Genomic DNA, 16,055 nt, shown 5'->3' on the forward strand with positions numbered 1-16,055 from the left:
ACAGGGAGCCGACGATTACGGAAGCGCCCCGTCCGCAGCCCAGGGTCGAGGTTCTTCCCGAACCGCAGCGTCCTGTACGTCAGGCGCCAGCCGTTACGGAAGCGCCCCGTCCGCAGCCCAGGGTTGAAGTTCCTCCCGAACCGCAGCGTCCTGTACGTCAGGCGCCAGCCGTTACGGAAGCGCCCCGTCCGCAGCCCAGGGTCGAGGTTCCTTCCGAACCGCAGCGTCCTGTACGTCAGGTACCAGCCGTTACGGAAGCACCCCGTCCGCAGCCTGAGACTGGTGTCGTAGCAGCTCCTCTTCCACAACAGTCTGGAGCTGATGAAGAGATGGGCAGACAGCACAGGTCCAAGGGCAAGGCTGGAGCACATCACAGGCATGAGGCTGCTGTGGTGGATGCAGCACAGCCGGTGGTGGAGCCGCATCGGACGCATAGGCATAAGCATACGCAGGCCCGTCAGCATGAGGTGGTGGTTATCGAGAGGGAGCATCACACGGTCGCCGGACGGCATGTGGAAGCACATGCCCAGAAGGAGCGTCATCATTCGAGCAGAAAACGTGATGATGATTACGTGGATGCTCTGGGCTTTGAGGCTCCTGCGAGGTCCCATCGTTCTCATAAGAGTGAAAGGGTTTATCAGTTTGACTGGGACAAATGAGACCAATCTTGTGAGAAAAAGAGCATAATCTGTCTCAATGAGGGTATCGTGGGCTGGAAAGGGCTTGACCTGAAAGGCTCAAGGTATCATTGTCCCGCTCAGGTATAGGGGATGTGCTGCTCCGACACTGATGAAGCAGCGTCCCATCATGCGGCAGCAGTCCGAGGGTAGTATGGCCAAGACAAACGTAATCATGATCCGTCTCGTTTCTTCTGCAGATACGGGTTATTTCTATGTCACGAAGAAGAATGCCCGTACGGCAACGGGGAAGATGGAAGTACGCAAGTACGACCCGGTCGTGCGCAAGCACGTTGTCTTCCGTGAAGCGAAGATCAAGTAATCGTCATTCCATTTGACGAAAAAGAAAGGCGGCCTTTTGGGGCCGCTTTTTTTTATGTGTCATTGCCCCCAAGAGGGGAGAAACGACCTGATAGTTTACAGGGAAACGTGAGGTGAGCGGGGGCAGAGCCCGGTCATTCTGTCTGTCAATAAAGAGAGTTTTTCTCACCGTAGGGAATGACCAGATCGCCCTTGCGGCTGCTGTTGAGCATCACTCGGCTCCGTTCATCCAGCATGTCCGGGTCCAGGGCTCTTTCATTCAGCGCCATGACGCGCCGACGCCAGATGTCCTGCTCCTTATGGGCATCCAGCAGGGCGGACTGTGCCTCTGCCTGAAGTTTCTTCTGTCGTTGATAGGCCTCAATACCAAGAGTCCCATGCAGGGCATTCCAGATGAAATAGGCTGTCAGAAGCAGAAAGAGGAGCGGAGCGAATACAGCACCCAGTCCACGCCGTAGCAGAGCGATCATGCAATGGCTCCTCGGTCTTCATGTTGATCAGGTTGAAACGGTTATCACCTTATAAGCGGTTGGTGGGAGAGGCAAGGTATCTGCCGGCCCTGCCAGAGAGAAATCTGAAGGGGAGGTATAAAAAAAGCCCCCACCCGTTTCCAGGTGGAGGCCTTTTCCGCAAGTTCAGCCGGGAGAACCGGCTAAACTGCTCCCGTAATTACTTGCGGGCTTTTTTCAGGATGCTGTGACCAGCATACTTGGCGCTCTTGCCCAGCTGCTGCTCAATGCGGATCAGCTGGTTGTACTTGGCCATGCGATCGGAGCGGGAGAGGGACCCGGTCTTGATCTGCCCCGTGTTCACGGCGACGGCGAGGTCGGCAATGGTGCTGTCCTCTGTCTCACCAGAACGGTGGCTCATGACAGTGGTGTAGCCAGCGCGCTGGGCCATTTCCACAGCGTGCAGTGTCTCTGTCAGGGAGCCGATCTGGTTCACCTTCACGAGCAGGGAGTTGGCAACACCCTTCTCGATGCCTTCCTTCAGGCGGGCCGGGTTGGTCACGAAGAGATCGTCACCGACCAGCTGGATGCGGTCACCCAGACGCTCTGTCAGCTCTTTCCAGCCTTCCCAGTCATCTTCAGCCAGACCATCCTCGATGGAGACGATCGGGAACTTTTTGGTCAGTTCCTCAAGGTAGGAGACCATCTCGCTGGAGGAGAAGCTCTTGCCTTCGCCCTTCATCTCGTAACGGCCGTTCTTGTAGAACTCGGTGGAGGCACAGTCGAGAGCGATGGTGATGTCCGTACCGAACTTGTAGCCGGCATCGGCAACGGCCTTCTCGATGTACTTCAGGCCTTCCTCTGTGGACTTCAGGTTCGGAGCAAAACCACCTTCATCACCAACGTTGGTGTTCAGGCCGTTCTTGTGCAGCTCTTTCTTCAGACAGGCGAAGATTTCGGAGCCCATGCGGATGGCTTCAGCAACGGAAGAAGCCCCGACCGGCTGGATCATGAATTCCTGGAAGTCGATGGCGTTGTCCGCATGCTCACCACCGTTGATGATGTTCATCATCGGGACCGGCAGAACATGGGCGAATGTGCCGCCAACATAGCGATACAGCGGCAGGTCCAGCTCTTCAGCTGTAGCACGGGCCACGGCGAGGGACACACCGAGAATGGCATTGGCGCCAAGGCGGCCTTTGTTCGGTGTACCATCAAGGTCGATCATGGCCTGGTCGATGGCGATCTGGTCTTCAGATTCCATGCCACGCAGCTTGTCGGCGATCTCCGTGTTCACGGCGTTGACGGCCTTCAGGACACCCTTGCCGTGGAAGCGTTTTTTGTCGCCATCACGCAGTTCTACAGCTTCGTGGGCACCGGTGGAGGCACCGGAAGGAACAGCGGCACGGCCGGTCACACCGGAGGCCAGTTCAACATCTACCTCAACAGTCGGGTTACCACGGCTGTCCAGAATTTCGCGGGCAATAATATCAACAATAGCGCTCAAGGGACTTCTCCTGACTCTATGCGGCGGACCCCGAACGGCCTATTATCAGCTCGCAGACCGGATCCGCTTTCGCTCTATTTCAGTCTCAAAATCCGCGCCCGAGGTCAATTAAGATGCGACAATTTCCTGTCACGGCTGCCATGCTTGTTGCGCTTGGCGGCGTTTTTCCCTTTCTGGTGGGGGGCTGGCTGTTTCTGGCGGGTGTGCTGACATCCCTGCCACATCTCAGCCAGATCCTTCTAGCCTATGGGGGATGCCTCCTGCCTTTTTATGGGGCTGTACAGTGGGGGTTGCTGGCCAGCAAACCCACGATCATTCCGCCAAAGGGAGAGAGCCTGCGGGACAGGCGGGCGCTTCTTTCAGGGACGTTTGCGTTTCTCTGGGGGTGGCTTGCCCTCTGCGCAGGCCTGCTGGGAAATCTGCGCACAGGCTTCGGGCTGGAGGCAATCGGCTTTGCAGGAATTTTTGCTCTGGAACGAATCGCCAACCGGCATGGTGACCTGCCGCAGGGATATATCATGGTCCGGGCCATCAGCACCGGTCTGTGCGTGATTGGCTTCCTGTTTGCCCTTCTCTCACCGCAAGGCCAGTTTTGAGAGGGGGGAAGGGCCTCTGATCAGAGGCCCTCAGCTTTCACGAGCTCGTCAATCTTTTTGAGTGGGGTCAGCAATGACCGCATTTCAGCAAGGGGGATCATGGTCGGGCCATCACTGGGGGCCGTATCCGGTTCCTGATGGGTCTCGATAAACAGGGCGCTTACACCTGTCGCCAGGGCGGCCCGGGCCAACGGAGCAACGAATTCACGCTGCCCTCCGGTGGCTGTACCCAATCCGCCCGGTTGCTGCACGGAGTGGGTGGCATCGAAGACGACGGGATAGCCGGTGCGCGCCATGATGGGGAGGGCCCGCATGTCGTTGATGAGTGTATTGTAGCCGAAGCAGGTGCCACGTTCGCAGAGCAGGATACGCTCATTGCCGGTAGATTTCAGCTTGTCGACAATGTTCTGCATGTCCTGCGGAGCGAGGAACTGCCCTTTTTTGACATTGATGGCCCGTCCTGTCCGTCCAGCGGCCAGAAGAAGGTCTGTCTGACGGCAGAGAAAAGCCGGAATCTGGAGAACATCCACAGCTTCAGCTGCAGGAGCACACTGTTCCGGTGCGTGAACATCCGTCAGCACAGGAATATTGAAGCGGGACCGGATGTCGGAGAGGATTTTCAACCCTTCCTCCATACCGACACCACGGGCAGCATGGACGGAACTGCGGTTGGCCTTGTCGAAACTGCTTTTGTAAATCAGCTTGATATCCAGCTCCTGACAGAGCCCATGCAGGGCTTCGGCCATGAAGAAGGCGTGATCACGGGATTCGATCTGGCACGGGCCAGCGATCAGCCGGAAGGGCTGATCCTGACCAATGATAAATTTGCCCAGAGGGACGCTCATACATCCTGTTCCCGTGACAGATGTTCTTTTTTTGCAGCGCCGACAAACCCTACGAAAAGCGGGTGCGGGTCGAACGGCTTGGAAAGCAGCTCTGGATGGTACTGCACACCGATAAACCAGGGATGGTCTGGATATTCCACCACCTCGGGCAGAACGCCATCGGGAGACATGCCAGAGAAGCGCAGGGACGTTTTTTCCAGCACGTCACGGTAATGGACGTTGACTTCCCAGCGATGGCGGTGGCGCTCACGGATGTCCGTCCGGCCGTAGACCTCTGCAACACGGGAGCCTTCAACCAGTTTGGCCGGATAGGCACCGACACGCATGGTTCCGCCAAGGTCGCCTCCTTCACGGCGGCGCAGCAGTTCCGTGCCACGGGCCCATTCGGTCATCAGGCCGACCAGTGGCTCATCTGTCGGGCCGAACTCCGTGGAGGAGGCCTTCTTCAGGCCTGCGAGGGAGCGGGCACATTCAATAACGGCCATCTGCATCCCGAAGCAGATTCCAAGGAACGGAATCCGGTTTTCACGGGCATAACGGACAGCGTTGATCTTGCCTTCAGACCCACGTTCGCCAAAGCCGCCCGGCACGAGGATGCCATCCATGCCACGCAGCTGCTCTTCAAGACTGGAGGGGTCTTCCAGTTCTTCTGCATCAATCCAGTTCATATGGACACGGACATCCTGCGAGATGCCACCATGCAGAAGGGCCTCGGCAAGGGACTTGTAGCTGTCCAGCAGGGCCGTATATTTGCCGACGATGCCGATGCGGACTTCGCCTTTCGGCTCCCGAACGCCACGGACGATTTTCTCCCAGCGGGAGAGGTCTGGCGCTGTTTCGAACGGCAGGCCGAAATAACGCAGAACTTCACGATCCATGCCCTGCTCGTGATAGGCGATAGGGCAGGCGTAGATTGTATCGACATCCAGCGCTGCAATTACGGCTTCGGGACGGACATTGCAGAAGCTGGCAATTTTCTGCCGCTCTGTCTGCGGAATGGGACGGTCGGAGCGGCAGAGCAGAATCTGCGGCTGGAGGCCGACATTCTGGAGTTCCTTGACGGAATGCTGGGTCGGCTTGGTTTTCAGCTCACCAGCGGAGGGAATGTAAGGCAGGAGGGTCAGGTGAACACACATGGTGTTCTCATGCCCCAGATCATTGCGGAGCTGGCGGATGGCTTCCAGGAAAGGAAGACTCTCAATGTCGCCAACCGTGCCGCCGATTTCAACCAGGACAAAATCGTAGCCATCCGTATCGGTAACCACGGCTTCCTTGATGGCATCCGTGATGTGCGGAATGACCTGGACCGTAGCCCCGAGGTAATCGCCCCGGCGTTCCCGGGCGATGACATCGGAGTAAATGCGGCCCGTCGTGGTGTTGTCGGAGCGACGGGCATGAACACCCGTAAAACGCTCGTAATGACCGAGATCGAGGTCGGTCTCGGCACCGTCATCAGTGATGAACACCTCACCATGCTGATACGGGCTCATCGTGCCCGGATCAACATTCAGATAAGGGTCCAGCTTCCTGATGCGGACCTTGTGCCCACGAGCTTGGAGGAGGGCAGCCAGAGCCGCCGAAGCGATACCTTTACCGAGGGAGGATACAACCCCACCCGTCACAAAAACAAAGCGCGTCATGGGAGGCCCTTATATAGTGAAGAGGGGGGGAAGGGGAAGCAGATTATGTGCTCCGCTTCCCCCAAAAATGGCCTCAGGGATGCTGTGGCTGGGACGGCGCTGTCGGAGCCGCTGGAGCTGCTGGTTGGCTGGCAGGAGGATGGGCCAGAATGTCCCGCGTGTTGCCACCGCTGGAGGCCCCACGGTTCAGCACGGCCAGACACAGGCAGAGAATCATGAAAATGGCAGCCAGAACGGCCGTACCGCGGGTCAGCAGGGTGGCTGTCCCCCGGCCGGACATGAAGGAGCCAAGTCCCTGACTGCTGCCAACGCCGAGACCACCGCCTTCGCTACGCTGGATCAGGATAATGCCGATGAGGGCCAGGGCAACCAGAACAGTGAGGATAAGCAGTAATGTGGTCATGCAGTCAGGTCCAACAGGTTATGGGGAAGGCTGAGGCGTTGTTGCTTCAGCCGCAGCGCCAATGATGTCCAGGAAGCTTCGTGCCTCGAGGCTGGCACTGCCGACAAGCACCCCATCCACTGCCTCTATGGACATGATGGAGGGAGCCTGCACGGAAGTTACAGACCCGCCATACAGGACCGGAACACGAATGTCATCCGTCATGAGTCTCATTGGCAGCAGGGCACGGATCAGCTGGAGCTTTCTCTGGAGCTCTTCCCGGGAGGGTGTGATACCACTGCCGATGGCCCAGACAGGCTCATAGGCCACGATTCCACGGAAGCCCCGTGTCAGGGAGCCCTCAATCTGTGTGGAAAGTACGCTGGCGGCCCGACCTTCGTTCCGTTCGGCCAGATGTTCGCCAATGCAGACGATTGGCGTCAGTCCGGCTGCCGTGGCGGCCTTGACCTTCTGACGGATGACTGCGTCCGTCTCCCCATGGTTCTGGCGCCGTTCGGAATGCCCCAGGATGACATAGCGTGCTCCCATGTCCCGGATCATCGGGGCGGAAATATCCCCCGTGAAGGGCCCGGAAGAGGCCGGGTAACAGTCCTGTGCCCCCAGGGCCAGCTGCTCGTGGGGCAGGCAGACTTCCTTCAGGGCCTGATGGACACCATCGAGCTGCGTGAAAGGCGGACAGATGATGGTGTGAAGGTGGGCTGGCGGCGGGGCTTCTTTCATGCCATGGGCAATGTCCCGTGCGAGCTGTAGGCCGTGCTCGTGGCGAGCCTGCATTTTCCAGTTCCCAATGACGAATTTGGGTACGGTGGTCATTCTGCTCTCCCCGGTCGGCACGATGCATCCACTGCGCATGAGCAGAGAAGGGACACGCCGTGCTGGTCAATCTGTGTCGGCATCTCTATGCTGGGGCAGCTTAGCGGGTTTTCCCGGCTAATGCTATTCTGCCATCAGTAAAGTGATATGCGTCTTCGATGATTACTGCCCTGCGTCATTTCCTGGTTGACTCCTGGCTCGGCCGGGTGATCGCCTTAATGGTTTTCGTGTCTTTTGTTGTACTGGGAGGCACCTTTTTTGGGCTGGGCGGCGGCATGGCCGGTCTGGGCGGTGATACCGTGGTGCAGGTCGGAGCACACAAGATCACCCCTGCCGAGTTTCAGAAAGCTATCCAGAATCAGGTTGCCTCTGTCCTTCAGCAGACGGGTGGTTCGGCTGAATTCCTGAAGACCCCGCAGGGACGGCAGGAGATCGGCCATACGGCCCTGCGCAGTCTCATTCTGGTGCATGAGGGAGAACTGGCTGGCAGGCGGAATGGCCTCAATCCTGGGGATGAAACGATTCGTGGGGTTGTTTTTGCCATGCCGGATTTCCAGGATCCCAGTGGCCGCTTTGACCCGCAGAAGATGGAGGCGGTGCTCGGGCGTAACAATATGAGTCATCAGGATCTGACGCAGGAAGTACGGCGCATGCTTTATGGTAGTGCCACTCTGCTTGCATTCGGTAAAACCGTGCAGCCCCCGGCGCAGGAGCTGGATTGGCTGATGAACTACATCGGTCATGGCGCCGTGGTGGATATGGTGCGTCTGCCGTTCTCTCTGGGAGAGGTGTCTGCCCAACCGACTGATGGGCAGCTGAAGCGTTATTATCAGAACCATCTCTGGCAGTTCCGGCAGCCGGAGTACCGTCATGCCCGGATCGTGATCATGACGGCAGGCAGTGTCGCAAAGACGATCCAGATTTCTGATGAGGACCTCCAGGCGGCATACAGGATGAAGATGCAGGACCCCGCCGAGGCGGCCCGGCATAACAGTCCGGAACTGCGCTCCATTGAGGTGCTGGCCGTGACGGATGAGGCTACGGCAAAGAGTCTGGCGGCAGCATGGCGGGGAGGGCAGTCTTGGGCGGCTCTGCAGAAGCAGCACCCCAAAGCCATTCCTGCCACGTTGAATGACGCCCGTCTGACCGATCTGCCTGATGAGGCCTTGGGCAAGGCAGCGTTTGCCACGCCGGAGGGTCATGTTTCTGCGCCTGTTCATACGGCCGCTGGCTGGAGCGTGGTACATGTGCTGTCCGTCAAGCCTGCGAGACATGCCAGTTTTGAAAGCCTGAAGGACAGTCTCCGTGAGGATCTGGCCAATGAACGGGCGACGGCCATGCTGAAGGACCGTCAGAGAGCCTTTGAGGAGGCCGTGGCCGGGTCTGTCACGCTGGACAAGGTTCCGGCCGACATTGGTGCTTTCCCTCTGGAAGGCAGTCTGGATTCCCATGGCAATCTGCCGGGCGGGGAGCCTGCTCCTTTGCCGGGTGATGTCGCCCTGCGTCAGGCTCTGATAGAGCAGGTCTTCAGTCAGAAGAAAGATGAGCCGCCGCATGTCGTGACCGGACCGGATGGCAGTGCTTTTGCCGTGCTGGTGGATGGTGTCACGCCGGGCAGGCAGGAGCCGTACGAGGCCGTGCAGCAGGCCGTCAAGGATGCCTGGCTGGCGGATGCCCGGAAACACGCCACTGAGCAGAGGGTCACCGCCTTGTATCAGCAGGCGAAAAAAGAGGGGCTGCGTCAGGCTCTGGCAGGACAGAAAGAGGAAGCCATGCTCCAGAAGGATGAGCATTTTTCTCGCCTCCAGCTGCGGAACGATGTGCCCGCCCTCATTCTCAGGGCGGCGCTTGAGCAGAAACAGGGACAGACAGCCATGCTCCAGGAGGGAGATGGCTACTGGCTTGTCAATGTGACAGGGCAGTATGCGGAATCACCGACCATGATGCAGGCCATCCGGCAGCGTCAGGCAAGCCTGATAGCCGGGGCTTACCGCAATGATCTTCAGGAGACGCTGGGCATGTCCTATACCCGGGAGGCTCCTCCCCGTCATTTCAATGCAGCTCTGTTCAGTGATGTGAATGAGAGGGTGCTGAGCATGATTTCAGGAAGGTTGGGCCAGCAGTGAGCAGGATATTACATAGGGTAGAAGCAGCCGATCTGCTGACACCGCTCTCGGTTTTTCTCCGTCTTTCCCGTCTGGTGGATGATCCGTACCGCCTCTTTTTCGAGAGTGTGGAGGGAGGCGCTGCCAGAGGGCGGTATTCCATCATAGCCTTGCTGCCGGATACGATCTGGCGCTGCAAGGATGGTCAGGCATTTCGTGATGGAAGGCCGGAAGAGGCGGCTCCATTGGTGTCGCTGAAGGCTCTGCTTGATGAGAGCCGTATGGACCTGCCGGAGGGGTTGCCCCCGATGATTGGCGGTGTCTTTGGCGTGCTGGGCTATGACATGGTCCGTCAGATGGAAGACCTTCCCAACCCGCCGCCGAATGACCTGGACCTGCCAGAAGGGGTGATGATCCGTCCCCGGCTGTTTGCTGTGTTCGATACGGTGCGGGACGAGCTGATTCTGGCCACCCCGTTGCGTGATGGCATGGCCAGGGCAGAAGGGGAGGCGCTGCTGGAGAAGGCTGTGGCCGCTCTGCGGCAGCCCGTTGCTGACCCGGCAGAGACCCTGCCAGAGGGAACCCGGCTGGCGGAGCCTGTTTCCAACATCACGCATGAGGCTTTCCTCCAGAAGGTGAGGACGGCGCAGGATTATATTGCAGCGGGTGATGCCTTCCAGATTGTTCCGAGCCAGCGTTTCACGACAGCGTTTCCCCTGTCGTCACTGGCCCTGTATCGCAGTTTGCGGCGCATCAATCCGGCACCGTTCCTGTTTTTGATGGAGCTGGGTGAATTCACCCTCGTAGGGTCGTCCCCGGAGATTCTGGTGCGGATGCGGGATGGTATCGTAACGGTCCGTCCTCTGGCCGGAACCCGGCCCCGCGGGCGGGATCGGGCCCATGATCTGGCACTGGAGAAAGAGCTGCTCGCTGATGGCAAGGAGCTTGCCGAGCATCTCATGTTGATCGACCTGGGCAGGAACGACGTGGGGCGTGTGTCCCAGCTCGGGACCGTGGAGGTGCCCGACCGTTTCGTGGTGGAGCGCTACAGCCATGTCATGCATATTTCATCGACCGTGACGGGCCGGGTGAAGCCGGGGTGCGGGGCGCTGGATGCTCTCTCGGCTGCTTTCCCGGCGGGAACGCTGACCGGGGCGCCGAAGATACGCACCATGGAAATCATTGACGAGCTGGAGCCCACCCGGCGTGGCCCTTATGCCGGGTGTGTCGGCTATTTCGGAGCGGATGGTGACATGGATACCTGCATCGGTCTGCGCATGGCCCTGCTGAAGGATGGCCAGATGCATGTGCAGGCCGGTTGCGGTGTCGTGGCGGAATCTGACCCTGAGGCGGAATATCAGGAGACGAGAGCCAAGGCCCGGGCGCTCTTCACTGCTGCGGAGGCGGCCATTGGTCAGGCTGTTCATAATGGGCAGCAGGCGTTTTCTGGGGAAGGGGGGTGTAATTCCTCATCCCGCACATCATCTGAGAAAGCAGATATGACCTCTGGATGTGAGGAGAGAGTCAGATGATCCTGCTGATTGATAACTATGACAGTTTCACTTTCAATCTGGTGCATCATTTCGGAGCACTGGGTGTGGAATGTGCGGTGAAACGGAATGATGCGCTGACCGCAGACCGGGCGCTGGAGATGAATCCTTCTGCCATTGTGCTGTCTCCCGGCCCCTGTTCTCCCGATGAAGCGGGTATCTGCTGTGAGCTGATTGAAAAAGCAGCGGGGAAGGTCCCCGTGCTGGGTGTCTGTCTGGGCCACCAGTCCATTGGGCAGGTCTTCGGGGCGAAGGTCGTCCGGTCTGCCGTGCCGATGCATGGCAAGATCAATGCCATCCATCACGATGGCAGCGGGGTCTTTGCCGGACTGTCCGACCCGGTGGATATGGTGCGCTATCACAGCCTGACGCTGGACCCGGACAGCATACCGGATTCGCTCATCGTCAATGCAAGGACGGAGGATGGTGTCATCATGGGGGTCCGTCACCGGGAGCATCCGATCCATGGTGTGCAGTTCCACCCTGAAAGCATTGCCTCCAATTCCGGGCGTGACCTTCTGGCCAACTTTTTGCGACTGGCCAATGTTCTTCCGCAGAAAGAGGGTGCAACTGGCTGATGGGCGGGCAGGAGAAGCCATTTGCGTCTTTTCTCAGGAAAGTCGCCGCCAGAAAGGAGCTGGATGTTTCTGAGGCGGAGCAGGCTTTCAGGCTCATCATGCAGGGAGCCGTTTCGGATATTGAACTTGCCGCTTTCCTGACAGCCCTTCAGATGCGGGGAGAGACCGTTGAGGAGCTTTCAGGTGCCGTGCAGGCCGTGCGGCAGAGTATGCAGGCCTTGCAGAAGGTGCCGGATGACACGGTGGATGTCTGCGGCACAGGGGGTGATGGCCTGGGAACATTGAATGTCTCCACAGCCACGGCCTTTGTTCTGGCTGGACTGGGCGTGTCCGTGGCCAAGCACGGGGGGCGGGCCCTGTCTTCCCGGGCCGGGGCAACGGATGTTCTGGAAGCTCTGGGGATTCCTGCCGATGCGGACCATGCCCGGCAGGAAAAACGTCTGAGGCAGGAAAATCTCGCTTTTCTGGCAGCGCCGTTCCATCACCCGGCCATGCGTGTGGCTGCACCTGTTCGCAAACAGCTTGGTTTCAGGACACTCTTCAACCTTCTGGGGCCGCTCTGCAATCCGGCGCGGGTCCGGCGGCAGCTGGTGGGCGTGTTTGATGAAGTCTGGTGCCGGCCAGTGGCCCGGGTGCTGGGTGAGCTGGGGGCTGTTTCCGCTTGGGTTGTGCATGGTCATACGGATGAAGGCGGAATTGATGAACTGACTCTCGCCGGCCCAACACACAATGATGTGTGGGAGAATGGGGAGATCATTTCTTTTGACCTGACACCGGAAATGGCCGGTCTGCCGCATTACGGCATTGCCGCCCTGAAGGGGGGAGACCCCATCTGCAATGCCCAGCGCATGAGGGCTCTTTTTGCAGGAGAAACAGGCTGTTATCGGGATACGGTGCTGTTGAATGCAGCTGTTGGTCTGCATGTTGCCGGGCGGGGGAATCTGCTTGAGAGTGGCCGTCTCTCTGTTCCCGCTCTGAGGCGCAACGTGGCCGAGGCAGCCCGCTCCCTTGATGAAGGGCTGGCCCGGAAGGCTTTAATCCGGGCTCAAACGGGTGTAAGTGCTCAGGACTGAACGCTAGAACCGTTCGGTAATGTTCCAAGGTAAAGATTCAGGACGATCATGATTTTTTTGCCACAGCGGTCGATGGCTGCTTTTGCCCCTGCAGAGGATGGTGGACAGGTTCCGGCTTCTGATGTCCCTTCAAATGGTGATGCACAGGAGGCGGTAGCGTCGGAAGTCTCCCAGCCTGCCACATCAGGTAGCGGGGAGAGCGGCGGTGATGTGCTGGAGCGCATCTGTGCCCGGACCCGCCTTGATGTCGAGCAGCGGATGCAGGTGATGCCGCTGAAGGAGATTGCTGCCAAGGCAAAGGAAGTCTCCATGCCGACCCGTGGGTTTGGTCAGGCCCTTCAGCATATTACGGCTGACAGGCGTGTGGGACTCATCGCAGAGGTGAAAAAAGCATCTCCATCGGCAGGAATCCTGCGGCCTGAGTATGATCCGGCGCAGATCGCCCGGTCCTATCAGAATGCTGGGGCAAGCTGTATTTCCGTTTTGACGGAAGGGTCCTGTTTCCACGGGAGTGCGGAAGACCTTCAGGCCGTCCGTGCTGCATGCAGCCTTCCGATCCTGCGCAAGGATTTCATCCTTGAGCCATGGCAGGTTCATGAGAGCCGCCTCATCGGGGCGGACTGCATCCTGCTTATCATGGCCGCCCTGAAGGAAGATGAGGCTGTTGAGCTGATCGCTCTGGCCCGTGGTCTGGACATGGATGTGCTGCTTGAGGTGCACAACGAAGAAGAGCTGAATCGGGCGCTTGCTTATGACAGTTTCCTGATCGGCATCAACAACAGGAACCTCAAGACATTGAAGACGGACATTCAGACGACGTTGGACCTTGCTCCGCAGGTTCCGCCGGATCGTCTTGTCGTGTCCGAGAGTGGCATTGCCACGCCGGATGATCTGGCCAAGGTTGGCGAGGCAGGGTGCAGTGCCGTTCTGGTCGGAGAATCACTGTTGCGTGAGGAAGATCCGGGGCTTGCAGCCCGCAGGCTGCTCGGTTTCTGAAAAGAGTACCGGTCCGGTATAAAAAATGGTTGGAGGGGGTCTCGGATAGCTAGCTTTTGGAAGGGACTGTTGTTACAAGTCCGCCCTATCTGAAATCGTCAACCGCGGGAGAGTGTCATGGGTTCTATGACGGACGCGCCGAACCGGCAGAATGGCCCGGCGCTATCACGGGAGGAAATGGAGCGTGCCTACAGGGAAATGCTCCTTGTGCGTCGCTTCGAGGAAAAGGCCGGCCAGCTGTACGGCATGGGGCTGATCGGTGGCTTCTGCCATCTTTATATCGGTCAGGAAGCTGTTGTGGCTGGTATCGGTCTCGCCATGAAGAAGGGCGACCGTTCCATCACCTCCTATCGTGATCACGGGCAGATGCTGGTGGCTGGCATGACGGCCCGTGGCGTCATGGCGGAGCTCACAGGCCGTTCAGGGGGGTATTCCCACGGCAAGGGTGGCTCCATGCACATGTTTTCAAAGGAACAGGAGTTCTACGGAGGGCATGGTATTGTCGGAGCGCAGGTGGCCATCGGGACCGGCCTTGCCCTGACGAGTGCCTACAAGAAGGATGGTGCCGTTTCCATCGTGTATTTCGGTGAGGGTGCGTCCAATCAGGGGCAGGTTTATGAGAGCTTCAATCTCGCCGCCCTGCACAAGCTTCCCTGCCTTTATGTGATCGAGAACAACCGTTACGGCATGGGGACTTCCATTGAGCGCTCCTCCGCCTCCAAGGACCTCTCGAAGAATGCCGCTCCGTGGGGAATTCCATCCCGCAAGGTGGATGGCATGGATGTGGCCGCCGTTTATCAGGCCGCCAGAGAAGCCATGGAGCATTGCCGCTCCGGCAAGGGGCCGTTCCTGCTGGAGATGGAAACTTACCGCTATCGTGGCCATTCCATGTCAGACCCGGCGAAGTACCGCCAGCGGTCCGAGGTGGACGAGATGCGCCGGACACGTGACCCGATCGAAACGCTGAAAGCAGAAATGATCAAGCACGGGATTGATGAAGCCTTCTTCAAGGCAGTGGAACAGGATGTGAAGGCCACTGTGAAGGATGCTGCCGAATTTGCAGAAACCAGCCCTGAGCCGGATGCATCCGAGCTCTGGACCGACGTTCTGGTGGGGGAATAACTCATGGCCTCTCCTATTCTCATGCCTGCTCTCTCCCCGACGATGGAGGAGGGAACACTGGCCCGCTGGGTCAAGAAAGAAGGTGATGTGGTCAAGCCCGGCGAAGTGATCGCCGAGATCGAGACCGACAAGGCCACCATGGAAATGGAAGCCGTCGAGGAAGGCGTTCTGGGGCGTATCCTCGTCACCGAGGGAACGGACCACGTGGCGGTGAACACGCCCATCGCCGTCCTGCTGGAGGAGGGTGAGGACGCTTCTGCAGCGGACGGGCTGGACCTCGGTCCCAAGGCTGGCTCTGCTTCCAAGGTGGAAAAGAACGTTCCTGCCCAGACGCCCGCACCACAGGCTCCGGCCAGCACCTCCACGACCGACCTGGTCGAGCCTGAATGGGGGGAGACGGCCGAGATCACCGTGCGTGAGGCTCTGCGTGATGCCATGGCTGCCGAGATGCGTCGTGATGAGGACGTGTTCCTGCTCGGTGAGGAAGTGGCCCAGTATCAGGGCGCCTACAAGGTCAGTCAGGGCCTTCTGGATGAATTCGGTGCGAAGCGTGTCATGGACATGCCCATCACGGAGCATGGCTTCACCGGCATGGCCGTTGGTGCCGCCCTGTCCGGTGTGAAGCCGATCGTCGAATTCATGACGATGAACTTCTCCCTTCAGGCTGTGGACCACATCATCAACTCTGCCGCCAAGACACGTTACATGTCCGGTGGTCAGATGTCCTGTCCGATCGTGTTCCGTGGTCCCAACGGAGCAGCGGCCCGTGTCGGGGCGCAGCATTCCCAGTGCTTTGGCAGCTGGTATGCCCACATTCCGGGCCTGAAGGTCGTGGCCCCGTGGTCTGCGGCAGATGCCAAGGGCCTGCTCCGTGCCGCCATCCGTGATCCGAACCCGGTCGTGGTTCTGGAAAACGAGATCATGTACGGCAAGAAGTTCCCATGCCCGGTGGATGAGGATTTCATCCTGCCGATCGGCAAGGCCAAGATCGAGCGTGAAGGCAAGGATGTGACGCTGGTCGCTTTCTCCATCATGGTTGGCGTGGCTCTGGAAGCTGCCGAGCTTCTGGCCGAGCAGGGCATCGAGGCCGAGGTGATCAACCTGCGGACCCTGCGTCCGCTCGATACGGAAACGATCATCAAGAGCGTGAAGAAGACGAGCCGCATCGTGTCGGTGGAAGAAGGCTGGCCGGTTGCGGGCATCGGGTCCGAAATCTGCACGGTTGCCGTCGAGCAGGCCTTCGACTGGCTGGATGCCCCTCCGGCCCGTGTCTGCGGGCTGGATATTCCTCTCCCTTATGCAGCAAATCTGGAGAAGCTGGCCCTGCCCAAGCCGGAATGGATTGTTGAGGCTGTGCGCAAGCAGTTTGGAGACTGAAAC

Annotated in this window: 15 protein-coding genes and 1 pseudogene; 10 read left to right on the forward strand and 6 right to left on the reverse strand. The window is 59.0% G+C overall.

What is annotated here, in order from left to right; translation table 11 throughout:
* Both ASO19_RS09120 and rpmG read left to right on the forward strand, forming a co-directional pair.
* Nucleotides 1-659 (forward strand): annotated as a pseudogene (locus ASO19_RS09120) (hypothetical protein); the annotation flags it as partial.
* Between the two features lie 172 nt (nucleotides 660-831).
* Entirely contained in the window at nucleotides 832-999 is a 168-nt protein-coding gene (rpmG, locus tag ASO19_RS04395; protein WP_043561310.1) for a 50S ribosomal protein L33, read from the forward strand.
* A gap of 145 nt (nucleotides 1,000-1,144) precedes the next feature.
* Here rpmG and ASO19_RS04400 read toward each other — a convergent pair whose 3' ends face one another.
* Together ASO19_RS04400 and eno are read right to left on the reverse strand one after the other, a co-directional pair.
* Nucleotides 1,145-1,468, reverse strand: a complete 324-nt coding sequence (locus ASO19_RS04400) for an FtsB family cell division protein (protein WP_043560387.1) — start codon at nucleotides 1,466-1,468, stop codon at nucleotides 1,145-1,147.
* Nucleotides 1,469-1,667: 199 nt separating this feature from the next.
* Entirely contained in the window at nucleotides 1,668-2,954 is a 1,287-nt protein-coding gene (gene eno, locus ASO19_RS04405; RefSeq protein ID WP_043560384.1) for a phosphopyruvate hydratase, read from the reverse strand.
* Nucleotides 2,955-3,067: 113 nt separating this feature from the next.
* Here eno and ASO19_RS04410 point away from each other — a divergent pair, with 113 nt between their 5' ends.
* A complete protein-coding gene (locus ASO19_RS04410) occupies nucleotides 3,068-3,550 on the forward strand; it encodes a DUF3429 domain-containing protein (protein WP_043560369.1) in 483 nt (160 codons plus the stop codon).
* A 20-nt stretch (nucleotides 3,551-3,570) separates the two neighbouring features.
* Here the strand turns inward: ASO19_RS04410 and kdsA are convergent, their stop codons facing one another.
* From kdsA to tpiA, 4 genes are all read right to left on the reverse strand, one after another.
* The gene (kdsA, locus tag ASO19_RS04415) at nucleotides 3,571-4,395 is read right to left on the reverse strand and encodes a 3-deoxy-8-phosphooctulonate synthase (RefSeq protein ID WP_103765486.1); all 825 of its coding nucleotides are present in this window, start codon (nucleotides 4,393-4,395) and stop codon (nucleotides 3,571-3,573) included.
* Complete coding sequence (locus tag ASO19_RS04420) at nucleotides 4,392-6,035, reverse strand: CTP synthase (RefSeq protein ID WP_043560366.1); 1,644 nt, start codon at nucleotides 6,033-6,035, stop codon at nucleotides 4,392-4,394. Before ASO19_RS04420 ends, kdsA begins: the two co-directional genes overlap by 4 nt.
* A 73-nt stretch (nucleotides 6,036-6,108) precedes the next feature.
* A complete protein-coding gene (secG, locus tag ASO19_RS04425) occupies nucleotides 6,109-6,438 on the reverse strand; it encodes a preprotein translocase subunit SecG (RefSeq protein WP_043560365.1) in 330 nt (109 codons plus the stop codon).
* Nucleotides 6,439-6,456: 18 nt separating this feature from the next.
* The gene (gene tpiA, locus ASO19_RS04430; RefSeq protein ID WP_043560363.1) at nucleotides 6,457-7,251 is read right to left on the reverse strand and encodes a triose-phosphate isomerase; all 795 of its coding nucleotides are present in this window, start codon (nucleotides 7,249-7,251) and stop codon (nucleotides 6,457-6,459) included.
* Nucleotides 7,252-7,409: 158 nt separating this feature from the next.
* On the opposite strand from tpiA, the gene ASO19_RS04435 reads away from it, so the two are divergent.
* From ASO19_RS04435 to ASO19_RS04465, 7 genes are all read left to right on the forward strand, one after another.
* Complete coding sequence (locus ASO19_RS04435; RefSeq protein WP_103765487.1) at nucleotides 7,410-9,377, forward strand: peptidyl-prolyl cis-trans isomerase; 1,968 nt, start codon at nucleotides 7,410-7,412, stop codon at nucleotides 9,375-9,377.
* On the forward strand, nucleotides 9,374-10,888 hold the full coding sequence (locus ASO19_RS04440) for an anthranilate synthase component I family protein (protein ID WP_081563095.1): 1,515 nt from the start codon (nucleotides 9,374-9,376) through the stop codon (nucleotides 10,886-10,888). The genes ASO19_RS04435 and ASO19_RS04440 overlap by 4 nt, the downstream gene beginning before the upstream one ends.
* Nucleotides 10,885-11,484, forward strand: coding sequence for an anthranilate synthase component II (locus tag ASO19_RS04445; protein ID WP_103765488.1), 600 nt, complete (start codon nucleotides 10,885-10,887; stop codon nucleotides 11,482-11,484). Before ASO19_RS04440 ends, ASO19_RS04445 begins: the two co-directional genes overlap by 4 nt.
* Complete coding sequence (trpD, locus tag ASO19_RS04450) at nucleotides 11,484-12,557, forward strand: anthranilate phosphoribosyltransferase (RefSeq protein WP_103765489.1); 1,074 nt, start codon at nucleotides 11,484-11,486, stop codon at nucleotides 12,555-12,557. Before ASO19_RS04445 ends, trpD begins: the two co-directional genes overlap by 1 nt.
* 48 nt (nucleotides 12,558-12,605) lie before the next feature.
* The gene (gene trpC / locus ASO19_RS04455) at nucleotides 12,606-13,553 is read left to right on the forward strand and encodes an indole-3-glycerol phosphate synthase TrpC (RefSeq protein ID WP_081563098.1); all 948 of its coding nucleotides are present in this window, start codon (nucleotides 12,606-12,608) and stop codon (nucleotides 13,551-13,553) included.
* A 117-nt stretch (nucleotides 13,554-13,670) separates the two neighbouring features.
* On the forward strand, nucleotides 13,671-14,675 hold the full coding sequence (pdhA, locus tag ASO19_RS04460; RefSeq protein WP_043560353.1) for a pyruvate dehydrogenase (acetyl-transferring) E1 component subunit alpha: 1,005 nt from the start codon (nucleotides 13,671-13,673) through the stop codon (nucleotides 14,673-14,675).
* Nucleotides 14,676-14,678: 3 nt separating this feature from the next.
* A complete protein-coding gene (locus ASO19_RS04465; RefSeq protein WP_086431029.1) occupies nucleotides 14,679-16,052 on the forward strand; it encodes a pyruvate dehydrogenase complex E1 component subunit beta in 1,374 nt (457 codons plus the stop codon).
* Nucleotides 16,053-16,055: the final 3 nt, after the last annotated feature.

The sequence above is a fragment of the Parasaccharibacter apium genome (assembly GCF_002917995.1).
GTDB lineage: Bacteria > Pseudomonadota > Alphaproteobacteria > Acetobacterales > Acetobacteraceae > Bombella > Bombella apis.

Excerpts from the sequence above, each read along its gene's own strand:
- pdhA (WP_043560353.1), top strand. The coding sequence starts at position 13,671 with ATGGGTTCTATGACGGACGCGCCGAACCGGCAGAATGGCCCGGCGCTA.
- trpD (WP_103765489.1), top strand. The coding sequence starts at position 11,484 with ATGGGCGGGCAGGAGAAGCCATTTGCGTCTTTTCTCAGGAAAGTCGCC.
- rpmG (WP_043561310.1), top strand. The coding sequence starts at position 832 with ATGGCCAAGACAAACGTAATCATGATCCGTCTCGTTTCTTCTGCAGAT.
- secG (WP_043560365.1), bottom strand. The coding sequence starts at position 6,438 with ATGACCACATTACTGCTTATCCTCACTGTTCTGGTTGCCCTGGCCCTC.
- kdsA (WP_103765486.1), bottom strand. The coding sequence starts at position 4,395 with ATGAGCGTCCCTCTGGGCAAATTTATCATTGGTCAGGATCAGCCCTTC.
- tpiA (WP_043560363.1), bottom strand. The coding sequence starts at position 7,251 with ATGACCACCGTACCCAAATTCGTCATTGGGAACTGGAAAATGCAGGCT.
- ASO19_RS04410 (WP_043560369.1), top strand. The coding sequence starts at position 3,068 with ATGCGACAATTTCCTGTCACGGCTGCCATGCTTGTTGCGCTTGGCGGC.
- trpC (WP_081563098.1), top strand. The coding sequence starts at position 12,606 with ATGATTTTTTTGCCACAGCGGTCGATGGCTGCTTTTGCCCCTGCAGAG.
- ASO19_RS04465 (WP_086431029.1), top strand. The coding sequence starts at position 14,679 with ATGGCCTCTCCTATTCTCATGCCTGCTCTCTCCCCGACGATGGAGGAG.
- ASO19_RS04400 (WP_043560387.1), bottom strand. The coding sequence starts at position 1,468 with ATGATCGCTCTGCTACGGCGTGGACTGGGTGCTGTATTCGCTCCGCTC.
- ASO19_RS04420 (WP_043560366.1), bottom strand. The coding sequence starts at position 6,035 with ATGACGCGCTTTGTTTTTGTGACGGGTGGGGTTGTATCCTCCCTCGGT.
- ASO19_RS04445 (WP_103765488.1), top strand. The coding sequence starts at position 10,885 with ATGATCCTGCTGATTGATAACTATGACAGTTTCACTTTCAATCTGGTG.
- ASO19_RS04435 (WP_103765487.1), top strand. The coding sequence starts at position 7,410 with ATGATTACTGCCCTGCGTCATTTCCTGGTTGACTCCTGGCTCGGCCGG.